This is a genomic window from Actinophytocola xinjiangensis, from assembly GCF_001921215.1.
GTDB classification, from domain to species: Bacteria; Actinomycetota; Actinomycetes; order Mycobacteriales; family Pseudonocardiaceae; genus Actinophytocola; species Actinophytocola xinjiangensis.
Map to the genome: position 1 here is coordinate 28,857 of NZ_MSIF01000031.1, position 20,189 is coordinate 49,045.

19 protein-coding genes are annotated in these 20,189 nt (G+C 72.6%); 11 read left to right on the plus strand and 8 right to left on the minus strand.

Annotated elements, in window-relative coordinates; genetic code table 11:
* Positions 1-6 precede the first annotated feature (6 nt).
* Genes BLA60_RS36880 through BLA60_RS36895 form a run of 4 tightly spaced genes read right to left on the minus strand, consistent with a single transcriptional unit; the run spans position 7 to position 2,804 of the window.
* Positions 7-213, minus strand: a complete 207-nt coding sequence (locus BLA60_RS36880; RefSeq protein WP_154814856.1) for an MbtH family protein — start codon at positions 211-213, stop codon at positions 7-9.
* A complete protein-coding gene (gene sbnA, locus BLA60_RS36885) occupies positions 210-1,220 on the minus strand; it encodes a 2,3-diaminopropionate biosynthesis protein SbnA (protein ID WP_245812421.1) in 1,011 nt (336 codons plus the stop codon). The genes BLA60_RS36880 and sbnA overlap by 4 nt, the downstream gene beginning before the upstream one ends.
* Positions 1,221-1,225: 5 nt before the next feature.
* The gene (locus BLA60_RS36890) at positions 1,226-2,542 is read right to left on the minus strand and encodes a condensation domain-containing protein (RefSeq protein WP_075137723.1); all 1,317 of its coding nucleotides are present in this window, start codon (positions 2,540-2,542) and stop codon (positions 1,226-1,228) included.
* Between the two features lies 1 nt (position 2,543).
* Complete coding sequence (locus BLA60_RS36895) at positions 2,544-2,804, minus strand: acyl carrier protein (protein WP_075137724.1); 261 nt, start codon at positions 2,802-2,804, stop codon at positions 2,544-2,546.
* A gap of 134 nt (positions 2,805-2,938) precedes the next feature.
* On the opposite strand from BLA60_RS36895, the gene BLA60_RS36900 reads away from it, so the two are divergent.
* The 7 genes from BLA60_RS36900 to BLA60_RS36930 all read left to right on the plus strand — a co-directional run bounded on the left by BLA60_RS36900 (position 2,939) and on the right by BLA60_RS36930 (position 9,460).
* On the plus strand, positions 2,939-4,228 hold the full coding sequence (locus BLA60_RS36900) for a type III PLP-dependent enzyme (RefSeq protein WP_245812423.1): 1,290 nt from the start codon (positions 2,939-2,941) through the stop codon (positions 4,226-4,228).
* Positions 4,228-4,494, plus strand: coding sequence for an acyl carrier protein (locus tag BLA60_RS36905; protein ID WP_075137725.1), 267 nt, complete (start codon positions 4,228-4,230; stop codon positions 4,492-4,494). Before BLA60_RS36900 ends, BLA60_RS36905 begins: the two co-directional genes overlap by 1 nt.
* Before the next feature lie 3 nt (positions 4,495-4,497).
* On the plus strand, positions 4,498-5,040 hold the full coding sequence (locus BLA60_RS43960) for an acyl-CoA dehydrogenase family protein (RefSeq protein ID WP_075137726.1): 543 nt from the start codon (positions 4,498-4,500) through the stop codon (positions 5,038-5,040).
* A complete protein-coding gene (locus tag BLA60_RS36915; protein WP_075137727.1) occupies positions 5,024-6,085 on the plus strand; it encodes an acyl-CoA dehydrogenase family protein in 1,062 nt (353 codons plus the stop codon). Before BLA60_RS43960 ends, BLA60_RS36915 begins: the two co-directional genes overlap by 17 nt.
* Positions 6,086-6,184: 99 nt before the next feature.
* Entirely contained in the window at positions 6,185-7,117 is a 933-nt protein-coding gene (locus BLA60_RS36920) for a 3-oxoacyl-[acyl-carrier-protein] synthase III C-terminal domain-containing protein (RefSeq protein WP_211288981.1), read from the plus strand.
* A 16-nt stretch (positions 7,118-7,133) separates the two neighbouring features.
* Positions 7,134-7,991: a hypothetical protein gene (locus tag BLA60_RS36925; protein WP_075137729.1), complete on the plus strand. Its 858-nt coding sequence runs from the start codon at positions 7,134-7,136 to the stop codon at positions 7,989-7,991.
* On the plus strand, positions 7,988-9,460 hold the full coding sequence (locus BLA60_RS36930; protein ID WP_075137730.1) for a class I adenylate-forming enzyme family protein: 1,473 nt from the start codon (positions 7,988-7,990) through the stop codon (positions 9,458-9,460). The genes BLA60_RS36925 and BLA60_RS36930 overlap by 4 nt, the downstream gene beginning before the upstream one ends.
* A 70-nt stretch (positions 9,461-9,530) precedes the next feature.
* Here BLA60_RS36930 and BLA60_RS36935 read toward each other — a convergent pair whose 3' ends face one another.
* A complete protein-coding gene (locus tag BLA60_RS36935) occupies positions 9,531-9,965 on the minus strand; it encodes an SUKH-3 domain-containing protein (RefSeq protein ID WP_075137731.1) in 435 nt (144 codons plus the stop codon).
* Between the two features lie 571 nt (positions 9,966-10,536).
* Here BLA60_RS36935 and BLA60_RS36940 point away from each other — a divergent pair.
* Complete coding sequence (locus BLA60_RS36940) at positions 10,537-10,749, plus strand: hypothetical protein (RefSeq protein ID WP_075137732.1); 213 nt, start codon at positions 10,537-10,539, stop codon at positions 10,747-10,749.
* A 379-nt stretch (positions 10,750-11,128) separates the two neighbouring features.
* Here BLA60_RS36940 and BLA60_RS43965 read toward each other — a convergent pair whose 3' ends face one another.
* Positions 11,129-11,557, minus strand: a complete 429-nt coding sequence (locus BLA60_RS43965) for a S1 domain-containing protein (protein ID WP_154814857.1) — start codon at positions 11,555-11,557, stop codon at positions 11,129-11,131.
* A 170-nt stretch (positions 11,558-11,727) separates the two neighbouring features.
* A complete protein-coding gene (locus BLA60_RS36945) occupies positions 11,728-13,497 on the minus strand; it encodes an AfsR/SARP family transcriptional regulator (protein ID WP_075137733.1) in 1,770 nt (589 codons plus the stop codon).
* A 301-nt stretch (positions 13,498-13,798) separates the two neighbouring features.
* On the opposite strand from BLA60_RS36945, the gene BLA60_RS36950 reads away from it, so the two are divergent.
* From BLA60_RS36950 to BLA60_RS36960, 3 genes are read left to right on the plus strand one after another with little or no spacing between them, the layout of a single operon-like run.
* A complete protein-coding gene (locus tag BLA60_RS36950) occupies positions 13,799-16,441 on the plus strand; it encodes a type 2 lanthipeptide synthetase LanM family protein (RefSeq protein WP_075137734.1) in 2,643 nt (880 codons plus the stop codon).
* Between the two features lie 29 nt (positions 16,442-16,470).
* The gene (locus tag BLA60_RS36955) at positions 16,471-16,683 is read left to right on the plus strand and encodes a hypothetical protein (RefSeq protein WP_075137735.1); all 213 of its coding nucleotides are present in this window, start codon (positions 16,471-16,473) and stop codon (positions 16,681-16,683) included.
* Between the two features lie 17 nt (positions 16,684-16,700).
* Positions 16,701-19,604, plus strand: coding sequence for a helix-turn-helix transcriptional regulator (locus BLA60_RS36960; RefSeq protein ID WP_075137736.1), 2,904 nt, complete (start codon positions 16,701-16,703; stop codon positions 19,602-19,604).
* Positions 19,605-19,615: 11 nt separating this feature from the next.
* Here the strand turns inward: BLA60_RS36960 and BLA60_RS36965 are convergent, their stop codons facing one another.
* Positions 19,616-20,104: a MarR family winged helix-turn-helix transcriptional regulator gene (locus tag BLA60_RS36965; protein WP_075137737.1), complete on the minus strand. Its 489-nt coding sequence runs from the start codon at positions 20,102-20,104 to the stop codon at positions 19,616-19,618.
* Positions 20,105-20,189 lie beyond the last annotated feature (85 nt).

The following is a 20,189-nucleotide window of genomic DNA, read 5'->3' on the forward strand; positions in this document are numbered from 1 at the left end:
TCCCGCTCAGGCCTCGGTGGCGGCCATGCGCTCGCGCAGCGAACGCGGACGCAGGTCGGTCCACACCTCGGCGATGTGCGCGAGGCACTGCTCGCGGCTGCCCTCGGTGCCCTCGGCGTGCCAGCCGGCCGGCAGGTCCCGGTCGGCCCACCAGATCGAGTACTGCTCCTCGTCGTTGTGCACCACGCGGTAGGTGGTCTGTTCGGTGCTCACTTGTCGCTCCTCGGGTTGTGGGTTGCGAGGTCCTTCCACAGATGGGCGACCTCGCCGAAGTGCCGGGTCACCCAGCGGTCGGAGTAGATGGTGTCCAGGTAGCGGTCCCCGCCGTCGGGGAGAACCGCCACCCGCACGGCGTCGGCCGGCAGCCGGTCGAGGGTGCGGTCCAGCGCGGTCACCACCGCGCCGGAGGACCCGCCGGCGAGGATCGCCTCCCGGGCCACCAGCCGCCGGCAGCCGACCACACAGTCCAGATCGGACACGTGCACGACCTCGTCGGCCAGCCCGTCGCCGTGCAGCGGCGGCACGATCGACGCGCCGTGCCCCGGGATCAGCCGGCGGGCCGGGGCGTCGCCGAAGATGGCGCTGCCCCGGGCGTCCACCGCGACGAACCGGGTCGGCAGGCCCTGGTCGGCGGCGTACTCGGCGCAGCCACGCAGCGTGCCGCAGGTACTGGTGGCGCAGAAGACGTGGTCGACCGGGCCGAGCTCGTCGGTGATCTCGGCGAGCACCCGCGCCATCGACGCCGGGTTGCGCGGGTTGCGGTACTGGTCGGGGTTGACCGCGTCCGGGTCGGACTCGACAAGTTCCCGGACGCGGCGCAGCCGCATCGGCAGGTACTCGCCGGTGGCCGGGTCGCGGGCGGTCACCACCTCGATCTCCGCGCCCAGCGCCCGCAGCACCGCCCGGTTCTGCTGGGTGGTCTTGGCGTCCACCACGCACACGAACCGCACGCCGAAATAGGCGCACACCTGCGCGATGCCCACCGCCAGGTTCCCGGAGCTGGACTCCACCACGACCGAGCGGCCCGGCACGATCCGGCCCGACTCGATCAGCTCGACCAGCATGCCCACGGCCGAGCGGTCCTTGACGCTGCCGCCGGGGTTGAACCGCTCGACCTTCGCGTACACGGGATGGTCGGGGTAGAGCCGGTGCAGCCGGACCAGCGGCGTGTTGCCGACGGTCGACAGGATGCCCAGCGGTGTCGGAGCCAGCGTGCGCACGGCCGTCACATCCCGTAGGCCAGCAGGGCGTCCAGCTCGGCGGACGTGGTCAGCGCGGCCCGCGCGACCGGGGTGTCGGGGCTGGTGCAGGCGGTGTCGAGCAGCAGCAGGAAGTGCTCGGCCAGCCGGTCGACGGTGGCGGCGTCGAACAGGTCGACGTCGTAGCGCAGGGTCAGCTCCAGCGCGCCGCCGGGCGCCGGCATGACCTGTGCGTTGAGGTCGCACTGCCCGGCCAGGTGCGGCACCGGGACCGGCCGGACCCGGTGGTGCAGAAAGGTCTGCTCGGTCCTCGGCGCGGCGCCGACCATGGTGATCGCCACCCGGTACAGCGGCTCGCCACCGGGCCGGCGGTCGTTGTACAGCGCGAACGGGTAGGCGGCGTGCGGCAGGGACGCGGTCAGTGAGCGCTGCGCGGCGCGCATCGCGTCGGCGAAGGTCGTGTCCTGGGTGAACCGGGCGCGCAGCAGGGTCGTGTTGACCAGGAAGCCGACCACCTCGCGCAGCGCGCGGGTGCGCCGCACGCTCACCGGGCAGCCGATGAGGAAGTCCGGCTCGCCGGTGTAGCGGTGCAGCAGCGCCTGGAAGGTGCCGGTCAGCACGGCGAACGGGGTGACGCCGGCCGCTGCCGCGGCGACGCGCACCGGCTCGCCGGGGACGGTCCGGTGACGGGCGGCGCCACGCAGTCCCTGGCTGGCGGGGCGCGGGCGGTCGGTGGGCAGCGCGAGTGTGGCCGCCCCGTCGGCGATCCCCCGCCAGTACGCGGCGTGCGCGTCGGCGCCGGGGCCGGTGACCAGCGCGGTCTCCCGGGCGAGGTAGTCGTCGTAGGTGGCGCTCAGCGGCGGCCAGTCGGGCTCGGTGCCGGTGAGTGCGGCGGTGTAGGCGGCCATCAGGTCGCGCCACACGATGCCCTGGGAGATGGCGTCGGAGGCCAGGTGGTGGTTGACCAGCAGCAGCACGCCGTCGTTCTCGCGGCGGAACAGCGTGAACCGGCAGGGGCCCTCGGTCTCCAGCGCCAGCGGCTCGACCGCCGCCCGCCGCACCAGCTCGTGCAGGGCGTCGTCGCCGGTGCCCGGCACCTCGCGGACCACCAGCGGCGGGCGGGCCGGCGGGCCGGGGACCCGCCACGGGCGGCCGTCGCGGTCGACGAACGTCGAGCCGAGTTGGCCGTGCCGGGCGACGAGCGCGGACACCGCGTCGCGCAGCGCGGCGGGGTCCAGTCCCGGTGCGACGAGGACGGCGTCGGCGTCGTTGTAGGCGGCGCTGTCCGGGGCGAACCGGTAGAGCCACCACAGCGTCTGCTGGCCGAGGGACAGGTCGGGCATGTCAGGCCACGCGCAGGTCGGCCAGCAGGCCGGTCAGGTCGCCGACCTGCCGCAGCTCGACCAGCTGCTGGTCGGTGATCGTCACGTCGAAGTCCGCCTCCACCGAGCCGACCAGGTCCACCACCAACAGGGACGTCAGGCCCAGCGCCTCGAAGGTGACGGCCGGCGCGATCTCCGCGTCCTGGCCCAGGTCGGGGACGAGCTCCCGGATCAGCGCACCGACCCGCGTCAGCACCGCGTCCGGTTCCACGTCGTGGTTCATGCCGCGGAGTTTCTGCCGGTCACCTATGGGTTTCCTATACCGCCGCTGGACCGGTGACTGTAGAAAACCTGTAGCCGCGCCGCGCACGATTCGCGCCGAGTCCCGCTGTTGTCCCCCGATGCCTGGAGTCGTGTGTGCGCCCGCTCGATGACTGCGCCGAGATCACCTCGCGACTGTGTGCCGACCTCGCCGCCGAGTTCGGCACGCCGCTGTTCGCCTACGACGCGACCAGCCTGACCGGCGCACTGACCGAGCTGCGCACCGCGCTGCCGCCCGCCCTGGAGGTCTTCTACTCCCTCAAGGCCAACCCGAACCTCGGGGTGGTGGCGACACTGGCCGGGGCCGGGGCGCGGGCCGAGGTGTCCTCGCTGGTGGAGCTGCGGACCGCGCTGCTGGCCGGGGTGTCCCCGGCGGACGTGATCTTCCTGGGCCCCGGCAAGTCGGCCGAGGAACTGGCGGCCTGTCTGGACGCCGGCATCTACGCGGTGGTCGTCGAGTCGTTCGCCGAACTGGCCGACCTGAACCGGATGGCCGCCCACCGGGGCCGCCGCCAGCGGGTGCTGCTGCGGATCAACCCGGCGACGGCCGCGCGCGGCTCCCGGCTCACCATGGGCGGCAAGCCCCGCCAGTTCGGCATCGACGAGCACGAGGTGCTGGCCGCCGGCGACCTGCCGGCCCGCCACCCGGCGCTGGACCTGGCCGGCGTGCACGCCTACCTGGGCACCCGGATCCTGGACGCCGCCGACGTGGTCGCCAACACCCGCCAGGTCCTGGACCTGGCGCGCCGGGTCGCCGCCGCCACCGGGATCGCCCTGGACGCGGTCGACGTCGGCGGCGGGCTGGGCGTGGCGTACTTCCCCGGCGAGCACGACCCGGACCTCGACGTGCTGCGCGCCGGCCTGGCCGACGCGATCGCGGAGTTCCGCCGCGACCACCCGGCGACCCGGCTGCTGCTGGAGTCCGGCCGCTACCTCACCGCCCGCGCCGGCCTGTACCTGGTGGGCGTGCGGTACGTGAAAACGTCGATGGGGCAACGGTTCGCGGTCACCGACGGCGGCACCCACCACCACATGGCGGCGGTCGGCATCGGCTCGTTCGTCAAGCGCTCGTTCCCCACCCAACTGGTCGGCCGGGACGCCACCGGGCCGACCGGGCCGTGGCAGCTCACCGGTCCACTGTGTACCCCCAACGACACCGTCGCCAAGGACGCCGAGCTGCCGGAGCTGGCCAGGGGCGACCTGCTGGCGATCGGCCGCTCCGGCGCCTACGGCCCGACGGCCTCCCCCGGCCTGTTCCTCAGCCACGGCTTCCCCGCCGAGGTGCTCGTCCGCGACGGCGTCGCGCACCTGGTACGCGAACGCGACGCGCCCGAGGAACTCCTTGGCAAGCAACGACTTCCCACCCACCTTCAGGAGAGGATCTGATGGACCGCACCGAGGCACTCGACCAGTTACGGATCGTCGTCGGGAAGGTCACCGGCCACGAGGTGCCGGCGTTGGACGCCGACACCCGGCTGCTGGAGGACCTGGCCCTGGACTCCACCGGGATCATGGAGACGCTGATCGAGCTGGAGGACACGTTCGGCTTCCGCGTCGACGTCGACACCCTCGACCCGGCCGTGTTCCGGACCGCGGGCAGCCTCGCCGACTACGTCGGCGAGATGACCGCCGCCGCCGACGTCGCGGGCTGAGGCGTGTCGCTGGTCGACCGGGCCCGCTCGGCCACCACCCTGGCCGGCGGGCTCGGCACGATCCTGGACTCCGGGCTGCCCGCGCCCGCGCCGGCCGGGCACACCCTGGTCCCGGCCGGGCATCCCGGCCAGCCGCTGGCCCACCCGCTGGCCGGCTGGGAGGGTCTGGCGCTGGTCAGGGCGGAGCGTGTCAGCTGCCCCGAGGCCGTGCGGCTGCTGGCGGCCGTGCGGATCGGGCTGACCGAACGGATGCTGCGCGCCGCCGTCGAGCACCTGACCGGCCGCGTCGCCGACGGCCGCCCGCTGGTGGACCACCCGGTGCTGCGCGGCGAGCTGGCCGACCTCACCGCCACGCTCGCCCTGTGCTGGCAGGGACTGGGCACCGGCACGTCCACCGCCGCCCTGCACGCGACGCTGGACCGCGCCGGCTGGGCGACCAGCGTGCTGTTCGGCGCGTCCGGCTACCTGCGCGACCACCCGGTGCGCTGCCTCTACCTCGCCGAGCTGGTGCACGACACCTGGAGTGACCATGTCGGACTGGCGTGAGATCGGCCGGGCGCTGCGGGCCGGCGCGCTGGCGCTGGACGCCGCCCCCCACGACACCGAGGCGATCGCCGCCGACGAGGCCCTGCGCGCGGTCGCCGAGCTGGACCCCATCATGTTGTCCGGCAAGGATTCCGCCGCCGCGTTGATCGAGCTGGCCCGCGGCGACGCCGGCATGGTGCTGGCCGCGCCCGGCCCGGCGCTGGCCGGGCGGGTGCTGGCCCAGCTCGGCGACGACGAGCAGCGCGAACGCCTGCGCGCGGCCGTCGCCGGCGGACGCACCTGGGCGTACCTGGCGATCACCGAACCGGACGTCGGTTCGGACGCCACCCGGCTGCGCACCGAGCTGCGCCGCGACACCGACGGCCGGTACCGCCTGTACGGCACCAAGCGCTACATCGGCAACGGCCACCGGGGCACCGTCGGCGTGGTGCTGGCCAGGACCGGCCCGAGCCCGCTGGCGCTGCGCGCGGTCCTGCTCGACACCGCCCGCGCGCGCACCCGCCCGCTGGACATGCTGGGCCTGCGCGGCGCGCAGATCAGCGAGCTGGAGTTCGACGGCGTGCCCGTCGAGGAGCGGGACCTGCTCGGCGCGCACCTGAGCCCGCTGCGCCGGGGGATGTGGAGCATCGCGCAGGTGTTCACCGCCGTGCGGGTGCAGGTGGCGGCGCTGGCCGTGGGCACCGCGTTCGCCATCCACGACCTCGTCGCCGACCACCACCCCAGTAGCCCGACCCTCGACGACGCCCACGCCAACATCCGCGCCGCCGAAGCCCTCGTCCTGCGCGCCGCCGCCGAAGCCGATCACGACCGCGAGTCAGCCGCCCCGGCCGCGTCCCTCGCGAAACTCACCGCGACCGGGGTCGCGCTGGACGTCGCCCGCACCCTGCCCCGACTGCTCGGGCCGGCCGCGCTGGTCACCCACCCGTTGCTGGAGAAGTGGTGCCGCGACGTGCGTGCCTTCGAGTTCATGGAAGGCACCAGCCAGATCCAACGACTTCACGCCGCCCAGGGCATCGTCCGAGGAAGCGTCTGGCATGCCACCTAGGAGGACACCAGCCAGGTCCGGCGGCGGCGCGTCGCGCGGGAGATCGTCCGAGGGAGCGTGGGTATGTCGGTGAGGACTCGACCTGGGCCGGGTGAGCCGGTGGCCAGTCTGGTGGAGGTCGCGGCGTACGTGCCGGACACCAGTGTCACCGTCGAGGAGGCGGCGGTGCCGCTGGGGTTGAGTCCCCAGGAGCAGCGCCGCTACCGCCGGTTCCTGGGGTTGGACCGGGTGCGCTGGGACCCGGCCGCCCACCAGGTGGATCTGCTGTGCGCGGCCGCCGGAGCGCTGGAATCCTTGCGCGGCAACGAACATCGTGTCCGGTTCGTGCTGCACGCGAGGACGATCGAGCCGACCGGGCCGTACTCGGTCAACCCGTTGCACCAGGCGGTCGGCAAGCTCGGGCTCGGGCACGCCACGGCGTTCGGCGTCAGCCAGCACGCGTGCGCGTCGGGGCTGCTGGCGGTGGACCTCGCCGCGCGGCTGCTGGCCGCGCAGGGCGACCCGTCCGCGCTGGCGCTGGTCCTGACCGGCGAGAAGACCTACCGGCACGTCGCCAGGTTCATGCTGGCCGCGACGATCATGGGCGAGTCGTCGGCGGCGTGCCTGGTCGGTCTGGACGGCCCGCGTGACCGCCTGGTCGCCTACGCCTCGCGCACCGACGGCCGGTTCCACGAGCTGACAGCCGTCAGCGGCGAGGTGGCCACCGCGTTCGGCGAGCAGTACCCGGCGGGCCTGGCGGCCATCATCACCGAGGCGGTCGACGCGGCCGGACTCACCCTCGACGACCTGGCCCTGATCCTGCCGCACAACGTGAACCGGGTGTCCTGGACGAGGCTGTGCAACCAGCTGGGTCTGCCGTTCGACCGGGTGTGGCTGGACAACATCCCGAGGACCGGCCACTGCTTCTGCGCCGACACGTTCGTCAACCACACCGACGCGACCGCGGCCGGCCGCCTGCGCCCCGGCGACCACTACCTGATGGTCAGCGTCGGGCTGGGCGCGACGTTCTCGGCCATGGTCCTCCAGCACTGACCGACAGGAGAAGTACGTGCTCCGCCTGGACACGATCCGCCACCGCACGTTCGGCCCGTCGTCGGCGACCGAACCGTTCGCCGGCTTCCTGGACCTGTTCGTCGAACGCTGCGCCCCGCACGGGGTGGCCGTGGTGGACGGCCCCGTGCCCGGCAACCACAACGGCTACGCGTCGATGTGCCTGCGGCTGCTCACCGACCTGTGCGCCGGCCAGGACCCGGACGCGGTGGTGATCGCGCACGCCCTGCCCGACTACGACATGACCGTGTCGATCTCCGGGTACCTGGAGCAGCGGCTGCCCGGCGAGCCGTTGATCTTCGCGGTGAGCGAGCAGGGCCGCACCACCCCGTTCGCCGCCCTGCGGGTGGCGGCCACTCTCGCCGCCCAGTACGAGCGGATCGCGGTCCTGGTCGTCGACCAGGGCACCATCCCCTACCCCGACCCGGCGCTGTCCACCGTGGACTCCACCACCGACCACGCCGTCGGTCTCCTGTTCACCCGCGACGGCCGCACACCTCCGCCACTGGTACGCCAACTGACCGGCGTCGGCCGCGAACGGCTCACCCAGACCCTCACCACCGAACTGGCCCACACCCCTGACGCCACCGTCATCCTCGGCCCCGGTGTCGAACAGGCCCTGACCTCCCCCGCACCCTTCACCGGCGCGACAGCCGTCGTGGGCGCTGGGCGGGCCGTCGGGCCGGCTCTCGCCGAGCCCACACGGAACTCTCCGCCGGGTGGCCAGTGGTGTACGGCGGTGTGGTCGCGGCTGGCCGGTGTGTTGGCCGATCCGCCGCCCGGCCCGGTGGTGGCCGTCGAGTACGACCCCGAGTTGGGCTACCTGTGCCTGTCGATTTTCGAGGCGATCAAATGAACCCCCGTCTGCTGCACCATCTGCTGGACGACGCCGAGCGTCGGACCCCGCACGCGCCGGCGGTCACCGCCGCCGGGCACACCCTGAGCTACACCGAGCTGGCTGACGCGAGCCGGTCGGCCGCGTCGGCGTTGGTGGCGTCGGGGGTGCGTCGGGGTGATCGGGTGGTCGCGCTGCTGCCGTCGTCGCTGCCGTTGGTGGCGCTGGTGTACGGGTGTTCCCGCGCCGGCGCCGCGTTCGTCGTGCTGCACGAGCAGGTGCGGGGCGCGGCGCTGCGCCACGTCCTCACCGACGCCGAGCCGGCCCTGCTGGTGACCGCCGACGAGGACGCCGCCGACCTCGCCGCGACGCTCGGTGTCCCGGTGCGTTCCCCCGAGGACCTGGCGTGCCCGTTCCCCGCCGCGCCGCCGGACCGGGCGATCGCCGTGGACCCGGTGTGTCTGATCTACACGTCGGGCAGCACCGGCCTGCCCAAGGCGGTGGTGTCGACCCACGCGCAGCTGCTGTTCGCCACCCACGCGATCGCCGAGGTCCTGGGTTATCGCGCCGACGACGTCGTGTGGCTGCAGCTGCCCCTGTCGTTCGACTACGGCCTGTACCAGTTGTTCCTGGCGGCGGTGGCCGGCGCGCACGTGTCCGTCGGTTCGCCCGGCGACCTGGGCCCGATCCTGCTGGCGAACCTCCGCCGCTCCCGCGCGACGGTGCTGCCGGCGGTCCCGTCCCTGGCCGACAACCTGGCGACGATGCTCGAACGGTACGGAGCCGACCTCCCGCTGCGGCTGGTCACCAACACCGGCGCGGCGATGCACCAGGACACTCTCGCCCGGCTCCGCGCCCAGCTGCCATCGCTGCGGGTGCGCCTCATGTTCGGCCTCACCGAATGCAAACGAGCCACGATCATGCCGGCCGACGAGGACCTCCGCCGCCCCGGTGCGTGCGGCGTCGCCCTCCCCGGCACCGAGATCCTCATCCTCGACGACCACGGCGCTCCTCTCCCCCCAGGCGAGATCGGCGAGATCGTCGTCCGCGGCCCGCATGTGATGGCCGGCTACTGGCGCCGCCCCGACCTGACCGCCCACCGCTTCCGCCTCGCGGACAACCTGTTCCCCCAACTACACACCGGCGACTACGGCTGGCTCGACCCCGACGGCTACCTCTACTTCGACGGCCGCCGCGACGACCTGTACAAGTCGGCCGGCTACCGCGTGAGCGCCACCGAGGTCGAGGCCGCCGCCCGCCGCATCGACGGCGTCACCGCGGCCGCCGTCGTCCCACCAGGCCCCGACCGCCGCCACCCCGTCCTGTTCGTCGTCACCGACCTGCCCCCGGAAACGGTCCTGACCCGCATGGCCGAGGAGATCGAGCCCTACAAGATCCCCCCGACCTGCCGCTCCATCCCCTCTCTTCCCTTGACCACCAACGGAAAAATAGACCGAGAAGCACTGGCCACCTCCCTCCTCACCAGCTGACCGTCCGCCCCTGGAAGGAGTATCCACCCTCACCTGCTCGACCGCCCTCCCGATGGTTGATCTTGGCAGGTCAGAAACGGTCAATGAATCCTCGGTTCTGAACTATGTTGTCCACCATCTCCAGCACACCCACACCCAATGATCCAAACTCATCGTCAAATCCACCATAAAATGCTCCGTTCTCATCGATCAATATCGTGAGATATTCTCGATATGCGGCACCGACCGGCAACATGGCCACCCCCACTCGTTGCGAGTAATCTTCTGCCCATGCCAGTGAAACTGATTCACAAGCTCGATCGGCCGCGAACCACAGTTCATCCGGACTTCCATACCGCATAAAGCCGATAGTTAACCCTGAAAACTCTCGGAGGAATTCCGTGACTTGATCAAAAGTCTCACATTCTTCATCTCGGAATGCCTTCAAATCACGATCTATCTCGACGCGTCTACCCGGAAACCATCCCGACCTCTCAAGGTACTGAGTCGCAGACAACTTGTTCATTACCGACCTCCTTGACCCCATTTTTGCGGTTTTCGCGTGGCGGCTTACTGTGACCATTCTTGGAGCGTGTCTCATGTGGTGAGTTTGCGGAGCTTCCTGTGACAGGTGAGGGCTGCCATCTGTCAAGACCAACCATGATCGCCTCCTGATTTCCCCTTCCTGACCCCTGTCGATCGTCATTCAGACCACAACAGACAGTCCAACGAGATCAACACCCAGGCAGCAAAAGACTCACTGACCTGGACAAACATCGGGCAGAACCAGCGGACCCTTCACAACCGTCGGGCTGACAGGATCTGAACCTGCGACCCCTTGACCCCAGCGCCGTTACCACAATAGCTGACCAGCAAGAACGCAGGACCACTGCGCAAAGCAGGACAGTTCAGACCGGTTGAACGCAGTTCACGTCATCAACAGCATAGTGAACTCTCCCGATTTTCTCCTTCTCCTTCATCGAACATTGATCGTCCACAGCCGGAGTGTTCCCGTACCGCTGCCGGCCCAACGTGACCGCGTGGCCCCTATGTGCCAACTCCTCCGGTGTCACCCTGTCCGTGGTACGACTTGGCGTATGGCTACCTACCGCACCAAGGATGGTCACGCCGTGGGCCTGGGCGCCACCGTGTGGGGTATCAACGGACAGGGTCCCTTCATTCTCGCCGCGCCCGACTCAGCTCCGCCCCACTGGGTCTGCGTGGTCAGCGTCGACGGCGAGGACTATCGCCTGCACGCTCCCGAAGACATCACGCTGTACTACAACGTGAACCGACGGGTCGAGATCTGACTGCGCCTGAGCCCTTCCCCGGCCAGGGTGCCGCCCACGCGCCGTACACCTGCGCGGCGGAGGTCTCCGAGCTGGCCGACGTCGATCCACTGTTCCGCCGCCTCACCACGATCCCCGAGGCCACCGTCACTCGGCAACGCCGCCGCGCCGAGGAAGACGGCCGTCTGACCGCCGTGCGCCTGCCCCGGTGTCCGGTGCCTACGTGTCGATGAGCAGCAAACCTCATCAAGGCAATCCAAACTGGCGAACCGCCAAACGATCACCGGCCGGCGAGTCATGGTGCAGCGCGGCCTGGCGACCCAGCGAGTCGTACCAGTACGCAAGCGCGTTGCTGTGGACATCGGTCGACGCGGTGAGCGGTTGGCATAGTTGCTATGACCTATAGGTCGATTTTCAGAGCCAACCGCACCGCAATAGGAATCTTTCCCGGCGACCAAAGGATGAATTTGTTCTTAGCTTCATCAAAGAGCGCCAATCGACAGTTAACACGCTCTCCTACCTCGTACTTGTCCCCATCATCGATATACAAGGCGTCGATCAGGCCAACGCGGGACAGTCCCAAATCCACGATTACACCCCAACGAAACACGGCCTCAACCCGCCCTTCGACCGTCTTGCCAATGAGGCTTTGCTCATACCCAGTCAGCTGACCGTCCATCAGTTGTCTTCCAAACTTCGCGGGTACATGGTCAAACGTGAACACCGATTTCGGGGCCGCCAATTCAGCATTACCGACACCGTCATAGTTTTGTACGTGCTCGCCGAAGTAATTTTCCAGATCAGCTTTAGGAATCCTGACCACCCCCACCGGCCACCTCATCACCCCGAGGACGTGCTTCCCGTCGTCCGCATGCTCCTACTCCACAACACCAACATCAACGGCCAGGTCCTCGTCGTCGACGGCGCCGCCTCCACCTGAGGCATGGAGTTCGGCCAGGCATCACAAGAAGAGCGGGATCCTCGATGGATTCGGTGTGGTCAGGCGGGGGTGTTGGCGAGGGCGGCTGCGGCGCGGTCGCTGGGGTCGGTGAGTTCGCGGGCGAAGACCCGCACGAGGCTGTGGAGCTGGTACCGGTCCGGCGCCACCTGGACGACCCGGGCGTCCACCAGCTGCTCGGTGATCTCTTCGCCGGTGGTTCGGGAGAGGCCGAGCAGGGCGGCGGGGGCCCAGCCGGGGAAGCCGGCTGGTTCGAGCAGGGACAGTCTGCGCAGGGCTGTCTGGCCGCGTTCGGTGAGGTCGCGGTAGCTGTGGTCGATGCTGCGGCGCACGTCGAGCCCGCCGATGCGTAGTTCGTCAAGGCAGCAGTTCTCGGCGCGGAGGCGGGCGGCGAAGCGGCTGAGGGACCAGTGGGGTCTGGCGGCGAGGCGGGCGCCGGCGACCCGCAGGCCCAGGGCCAGCCGGCCGCAGAGGCGGATGATCTGGCCGGCGGCCACCGATTCGGCCGCTACCCGGTCGGGGCCGACGACTTCGGCGAACAGGGCCAGCGCCTCGTGTTCGCCGAGTTGGCCCAGGCCGACGGTTCTGGCCATCTCCACCGCCACCGGGCGTCGGGACGTGACGATGACGCGGCAGCCGGCCTCGCCGGGGAGCAGGGGGCGGACCTGGTTGTCGTCGGCGACGTTGTCGAGCATCACCAGCATGCGGCGGCCGGCGAGTTGGCTGCGGTACAGGTGCATCCGCTCGACGGTGCCGCGCGGGATCGTGGGCTCGGGGTTGCCCAGTCCTCTGAGGAACCAGCCGAGCACGTCGCCGGGGTCGACCGGCCGGTCGCTGGTCCCGCCGAGGTCGACGTAGAGCTGGCCGTCGGGGAAGGCGGGGCGGGCGGCGTGGGCGGCGCGCAGACCCAGCGCGGTCTTGCCGGCGCCGGCCATGCCGGTCAGCGACACCAGTCGGGGGCCGTCGCCGGAGCCGAGGACCTCGCTGATGCGGCGTAGTTCGTCGGCGCGGCCGTGGAACGCGGTCACCTCGGGCGGGAGCATCGCCGGCTGGACACCGCTCCAGCCGCCGGTGACCGGGGTCGGGCGCTCGTCGAGGACCTGGTGGAACACCGCCCGCAGCGCCGGGCCAGGGTCGATGCCCAGTTCGTCGGCGAGCAGCCGGCGGCCCTGGTGGTAGACCTCCAGCGCGTCGGCCCGGCGGTCGCAGGCGACCAGGGCGTGCATCAGCCTGGCCCGCAGGCCCTCGTGCAGCGGGTTGTCGGCCACCAGCGGCACCAGCTCGCCGACCAGGGACGCGTGACGGCCCAACCGCAGGTCGGCGGCGATCCTGTCCTCCAGCACCGCCAGGCGCACGGTGTGCAGGCGGTCGGCCTCGGCGTCGGCCAGGCTGTCCAGCACGCCGCCGAGGGCCTGGCCGTGCCACAGGGCCAGCGCCGAGCGCAGCGTCTCGGCGGCCTCCTCGTCGCGGCCGGCGCGCAGGGCGTGCCGGCCGACCTGGGCCAGCCGCTCGAACTCCTCGCAGTCGACCAGGGCGGTGCCGGCGCGCAGCGCGTAGCCGCCGGCCCGCCGCTCGATCACCGCGCCGCCGGCCAGAAGTTTGCGCAGCCGCGACACGTAGTTGCACAGCTGCGCGCCGACAGTCGCCGGCGGGTTGTCGCCCCACAGCAACGCGCACAGCCGGTCGTCGGTCACCGGATGTCCTCTGGACAGCACCAGCGCGGCCAGCAGGGTCCGCTGCTTGGGGCCGTCCAACCGTAATCGCTGGCCAGCACCGCACACCTCGACCGGCCCCAGTACCCGCAACTCCACGAGATTTCACCTTCCCCGCCCCAGAACGCCCCGCAGTCAACCCCGGCGCGCTGACCTGCGGCATCAGGTGCGGGTACCCGACTTTGCGCCGGGGCGGCGAACCGGCGCGGGCCGGGCAGGGGGTGGCATGGGTGATTCACCCCCATAGAACGGTCGCGGGCCGACGCGGAACCGGGGGTGAACGGGCGGTTCCGGGCTGTGGCGGCGCGGGTGGCGCCACCGCCGGCACAGGGGCGAACGGCGTAAATGGTGGTGATCGTTACCCATGCCAGCCCGCCGGCCGTGTGTGAGCATTCCTCGCATGCCGGTCCCCGACGTCGTCCCGCGCGCCGGCCAGGTCCCCGCGTCCCCGGCGCACTGGTGGGCGCCCGCGCTCACCGACGCCGAACGCGGCCTGGCGCGGGCGCCCGCGTGGGCGCTGACGGTGACCGACGCGTTCACCGGCGCCGCGTTCGGCCCGGCCCCGCCCGGCGCGTGGACCGACGACCTCGCCCGGATCCTGGCGCCGCTGACCGCGCACGCCACCGGCCGGCTCGACGACGCGCTGCGCGGCGTGGCCGGCGCGGTCGCCGACCGTGCCGGGCTGCTGGCCGCGTTCTCCGCCGACCTGTCGCGCCGGCTGGTCACCGCCGCCACACCCGCCCTCGTCCGTGAGCTGGGACAGGCCGAACTCGACGGGCCGGACCCGCGCGCCCGGTTCCTCGACTTCGTCGACCGGCTGGCGCGGCCGGCGGCCGCGCTGGACCTGATGGCCGCCTACCCGGTGCTCGCCCGGCGGCTGGCCCGGCGCGCCACCGCCGCCACCGACACCACCGCCGAACTGCTCACCCACTTCGCCGCCGACCGGGACCGGCTGGCCGGCGCGCTGCTCGGCGGCCAACGGCCCGGCGTGGTCGCGGTGCGGCCCGGGCTCGGGGACCGGCACCGGGGCGGCCGGTCGACCAGCCTGGTCGAGCTGGCCGACGGGTCGCGGGTCGTGTACCAGCCGCGCGGGGTCGCCGCGCACCTGTGGTTCACCCGGCTCGTCGGGTTCGTCAACGAGATCGTGCCCGGTCTCGACCTGGCCACCGTCGAGGCCGTGTCCGGCGGCGAGCACGGCTGGACGGCGTTCGTGGAACCCGCGCCGCTGTCGGGGGCGGCGCGGGCCACCGTCTACCACCGCCGCCTCGGTGGCCTGGTCGCGCTGACCCACCTGCTGCGCGCCACCGACCTGCACTACCAGAACCTGATCGCCCGGGGCGACCAGCCGCTGCTGGTGGACGTGGAAACCTTGTGCCACCCCAGGTTCGGGCCCGCGCACCCCGACCCGGCGGTCGTCGCGCTGGGGAACTCGGTGGCCCGCACGGGTCTGCTGCCCGCGCTCGCCGGCCGGCACGGCCTCACCGACGTCTCCGGGGTCGGCGGCGACCCCGGCCAGCCGACGTCGGCGGCGGTCACCGAGTGGGCCGACGCCGGCACCGACCGGATGCGCCCGGTGGCGCGCGAGGGCCGGGTCCTGGGTGGCGCGAACCGGCCGGAGTGGGCCGGCCGGCCGGTCGAGGCCGCCGACCACGCCGACGCGGTGCTCGCCGGCTTCGGCGCCGTGCACGACGCGATTCGCCGCCACCGCACCGAGTTCACCGCGCTGCTGCACGCCGGGGCGGACGTCCCGGTGCGCGTGGTGCCCCGCCCGACCCGGCACTACGCGGCGCTGCTGGCCGACGCCACCCGCCCGGAACACGCCATGGCCGACGTGGAACGCGTGCTGCGCGCGGGCACCGACGGGCCGCTGGCCGGCCACGAGGTCGACGACCTGCTCGCCGGCGACATCCCACTGTTCACCACCACCCCGGGCGGGCGCGACGTGCTGACCAGCACCGGCGTGCGCGTGCCGGACGTGGTGGAACGGTCGGGGCTCGACGACGTGCTGGCCGCGCTGGCCGAGGTGGACGACCTCGACCGGCGCGACCAGCAGTGGGTGGTCGCCGCGTCGCTGGCCAGCCGCCGCACAGCCGTGGCCGGGCCGGAGCCGGTCGCCGCGCCGGCCCCCGGCACGGTCGCCGGCACCGACGAGCTGCTCTCCGCCGCGTGCACCATCGGCGACCTGGTGACCTCCACCGCGCTGGGCACCGACCGGGTCAACTGGCTGGGCCTGGAACCGGTGACCGACGACCGGTTCCTGGTGCTGCCCCTGGGAGTCGGCCTGGCCCACGGGTACTCGGGGGTCGCGCTGTTCCTCGCCCAGCTGGCCCGCACCAGCGGGGTGCGGCGCTACGCCGACGTCGCCCGGCGCGCCCTCACGCCCGTCCCGGCGGTGCTGGGCGCGCTGCGTGGCCAGCACGAGCAGATCGCGGCCGTCGGTGCCGGCCTCCACGGGTTCGGCGGCATCGCCTACGCGCTGGCTCGGCTCGCCACGCTCACCGGCGACCCCGAGGTCGCCGGCTGGGCCAGGTTGGCGGTCCCGCTCGCCGGGGAGGCCGCGACCCTGGACCCCGACCCTGGCTGGGCCTACGGCCTCGCCGGGTGCGCGGCCGCCCTGCACGCCGTCGACACCGAGATCGACTGCCAGCGGGCCGGTGACCTCGCCCGCCGCTGCGCCGCCCGGCTCACCGGCGGCGACGACGCCCAGGCGCACGCGATCGCCGTGGTCACCGGGACGGCCACGACCCGCCCCGGCGGGCCGTCGTGGTGGTGCCCGGACCCGCCGGCGACGCCCGACCTGTCGCTGTGCCACGGCGAGCTCGGCCGCCTCGACGGCCGGGTCACGCCGTTCCCGCACCGCGACGCCGGCGCCGTCCTGGCCCGGGTGCGCCGCGACGGCCCGCGCTGCGCCACCCCCGACGGCGTGCCGACCCCGGGGCTGCTGACCGGGCTCGCCGGCATCGGCTACGGCCTGCTGCGGCTGGGTTTCCCGCACCAGGTCCCGTCGGTGCTGATGCTGGAGCCGACGCCGGCCGGCCACTGATTTCCACAGGTAACGACGAAAGGACAACCATGGAGGACAACCAGGGCACCGCCCGTCGCGGCACCCGGGCGGCGAGCCTGCGCATCGCGGCGCTGGCCGGGGTCGCGCTCTCGGCGGGGGCGATCGCCGTCGGGGGGCAGGACGTGCTGCGCACCGAGGCGCCCGACCAGCGGGTCGACACGGTGGTGACCGGGGGCTGGCCGATGGGCTCAACCTGCTGCCCGGAGGGGAACCCGTCCTGACGTAGGGTCCAGCGGGCGTGGGAGTGCGCGCACCGGTCGTCGTCGGACGTGACCACGAGATCGGGATCATCGAGCGGGCCCTCGGCGAGGTCGCCAAGGGCCGGGGCCAGGTCGTGCTGCTGACCGGCGAGGCCGGGATCGGCAAGTCCAGGCTGGCCGCGCACGCCACCGATCTGGCCTACGGCGCCGAGCTGAGCATCATGCGCGGCCGGGGCAGCGCCGTGGGCCGCACGGTCCCGTTCCGCGCGCTGAGCGAGGCGCTGCTGTCGCTGCAACGCCTCGGCACGCACGTGGACGTCGAGCAGTTGGGCGCCTACCGCCCCGAGCTGGCCAGGCTCAACCCCGACTGGGGCACGCCGTCCGAGGTCGCCGCCAGCGGTTCGCTGATGGTGCTCGCGGAGGGCGTGCTCCGGCTGACCGAGCTGGTCGGCCGGCACGCCGGCTGCGCGGTGGTGCTCGACGACCTGCAGTACGTCGACCCGGACACGCTCGCGGTGCTGGAGTACGTCATCGACAACATCGAGCACCAGCCGACGTTGCTGCTGTGCACGATCCGCGACGACGACGCGGACACCGTCGAGTTCGCCCGCACGGCGGGCCGGCGGTCTGCGGCCACCGTGGTCCCGCTGCGGCGGCTGACCCCCGGTGACGTCAGCGCGCTGGGCGCGGTGTGCCTGGGCGGCGCGGGCCAGTCGCTGCCCTCGGCGGCGACCGATCTGCTGTGGACGGGCAGCATGGGTCTGCCGTTCCTGGTGGAGGAACTGCTCGACGAGATCGTCACCGAGGGCCGGCTGGTGCGCGACGAGGACGGCTGGCGGATGGTCGACTCGTTCCCGGATCCGCCCTCGGCGTTCGTGGAGGGCATCGACGCGCGGCTGGGGCGGCTCTCGGCGCAGGCGCGGGAGTTCGTGTCGGTGGCCGCGGTGCTGGGCCAGCGGTTCCCGCTGGTGATCGTCCAGGAGGTCACCGGGTTCGAGTACCGCACGCTGCTGCGCCACCTGCACGGCGACGTGGTGGCGAACATGGTCGCGCCGGACGACCACACCCCGGACTGGTACCTGTTCACCCACGCGCTGGTCGTGGACGCGGTGCTGGCGCTGCTCGCCGAGGAGACCAGGGTCGACCTGGCGCGGCGGGCGGCCGACGCGGTGGAGAAGCTCAACAGCGACGTGCCGGGCGACTGGTGTCACCTGTGCGCGCGGCTGCGGGAGGCCGCCGGCCAGTTCACCGAGGCCGGCCAGCTCTACGCCAGGGCGGGGCGGCGGGCGCTGGCGCAGGGCGCCGCCCAGTCGGCGGTGACCCTGCTGGACCGGTCGCTGGACCTGCTGGTGCACGACCCGGCCAACCGGGCCTCGGCGCTGGAGAGCCAGCTGCTGGCGTTGACCGAGGCCGGTCAGGTGGACCGCGCGCTGGCGGTCGGCGCGCGGTTCGACGAGTTCGGCTCTGGCCTGGACCGGATCCACCGGGTGCGTCTGCACACCCAGCTGGCGTGGGCGGCGAACCTGGCCGGGCGCACCGAGGGCGGCCTGGACCAGGTGCGGATCGCCCGCGCGCTGCTCGGCCCGGACCCCGACGACGAGCACGTCGCGCCGATCGACGTGGTGGCCGCGCACCTGGAGCTGGACCGGGCGACGCCAGGGCGGCTGGAGGTGGCCGAGGCGATGGCGTTGCGCGCGGCGACCGTCGCCGAGCGGATCCCGCTGCCGATCATCGCGTGCCAGGCGTGGCAGTTGCTGGGGGCGCTGGCCCGCCGGCACGACCCGGCGCGGGCGACCGCGTACCTGGAGAAGAGCCGGGTCTTCGCGATCGCCCACGACCTGCCGATCTGGGAGATCCACGCCCTGGTGCGCCTGGGCCTGGACGACGCGCTGCGCGCGGGCGACATCGACCGGCTGGAGCAGGCCCGCGAGCTGGCGTCGCGGATCGGCGCGGTGATCGCCCGCTACCAGTCCGAGGTCAACATCTCGTTGCAGCTGATCCTGCGGGGCGAGTTCACCGCCGCCAGGAACCTGATCGACAACGTCTCGGCGGCGGCGGCGCGCCTGGGGCTGCTGGAGATCCGCCAGTTCATGCTGGTCGCGCGGGCGGTGCTGGCCGGCCACCAGTGCGACCGGGCCGAGCTGGAGTCGGCCCAGCGGGAACTGGCCGGGCAGGGCGGCGACCAGACCCAGTACGTGCCCCGGCTGCACGGCCTGGGGGCCGCGTTCTGCTCGCTGCTCCAGGAGGACCGCGAGCAGGCCAACGCCGACCTGGCGACCGCGCTGGCCACCGAGGAGGCCAACCCGACGACGTTCCACCTGTCCGGCCGGCACGGCCTGGCGTTGTTGTTGCGCGCGCTCGACGGCACCCTCGACTGGGCGGAGTACGTCGAGGTGAGCGCCAGCCCGGCGGCGGGAATGCGCTGGGACCGGCACTTCGCGCTGCTGGCGGCGGCGGTGCTCACCGGCCGGCGCGGCGACCCGGAGCAGGCGCTGGCGTGGCTGGAACGCGGTCAGGAGGCGGGGGAGCTGTACCCGGTGGCCCGCCATCTGGGTCTGCGGCTGGTGGGCGAGGCCGCCGCCCAGGACGGGTGGGGCGAGCCGGACCGGTGGCTGCGCACTGCCGAGCAGTACTTCCACGACGCGGGGATCCGTGCGGTGCCCGGGGCGTGCCGGGCGTTGCTGCGCCGGATGGGGGTGCGGGTCACCCAGCGCCGGTCGGGCACCAAGGACGTGCCGGACGACCTGCGCGCGGTGGGCGTCACCGGCCGGGAGTACGAGGTGTTGCTGCTGCTCGGGGCGCGCCTGGCCAACAACGAGATCGCCGTGCGGCTGCACCTGTCGCGGCGGACGGTGGAGAAGCACGTGTCCAGCCTGATGGCCAAGACCGGGGCCACCAACCGGGTCCAGCTGGGCAAGCTCACCGCCGGGGACGCTCGCTGAGCGCCACGCGGTCAGCCCCGGCCGGTGCGGCGTGGTCGCCTGGTGGTCGCGTTCGCGCCGGTGGCCCGCCGGCCGGCGCCCGCGTTCTCGGCGAGGGTTCCCAGGATCTCGGGCAGTGACGCCACGGTCTCCTCTCCCAGCCCCACGACGGTCTCCTCGGCCAGCGTGCGCCACGCCCGCCTGACCTGGTCGGCCAGCTCCCGCCCGCTGTCGGTCAGCTCGACCAGCGTGGCCCGCCGGTCGGTGGGCGCCGGCGAGCGCCGGATGTGCCCGGAGGCTTCGAGCTTGCTGGCCATGAGCGTGACGCTCGGCGGTTCGCAGCCCAGCGCGCCGCTGAGCTGGGCCTGGATCATCGGGCCGCTTCTGGCCAGTTCCAGCAGGAGGACCTCCTGGCCGGGGTGCAGTCCCAGTGGTGTGAGCAGGGCGGCGGCCCTGGCGCGGTGCCGCAGGCTCAACAGTCGAATGGCCTGGTTGAGGGCGTCGGCCCGCGCGAAGTCCATGACCGCTCCTTGACAACATAGTTAAGCGCATAACATTATGCGCTTAACCAAATTGTACGACGAGGGGGATCGCCCATGGCCCGGC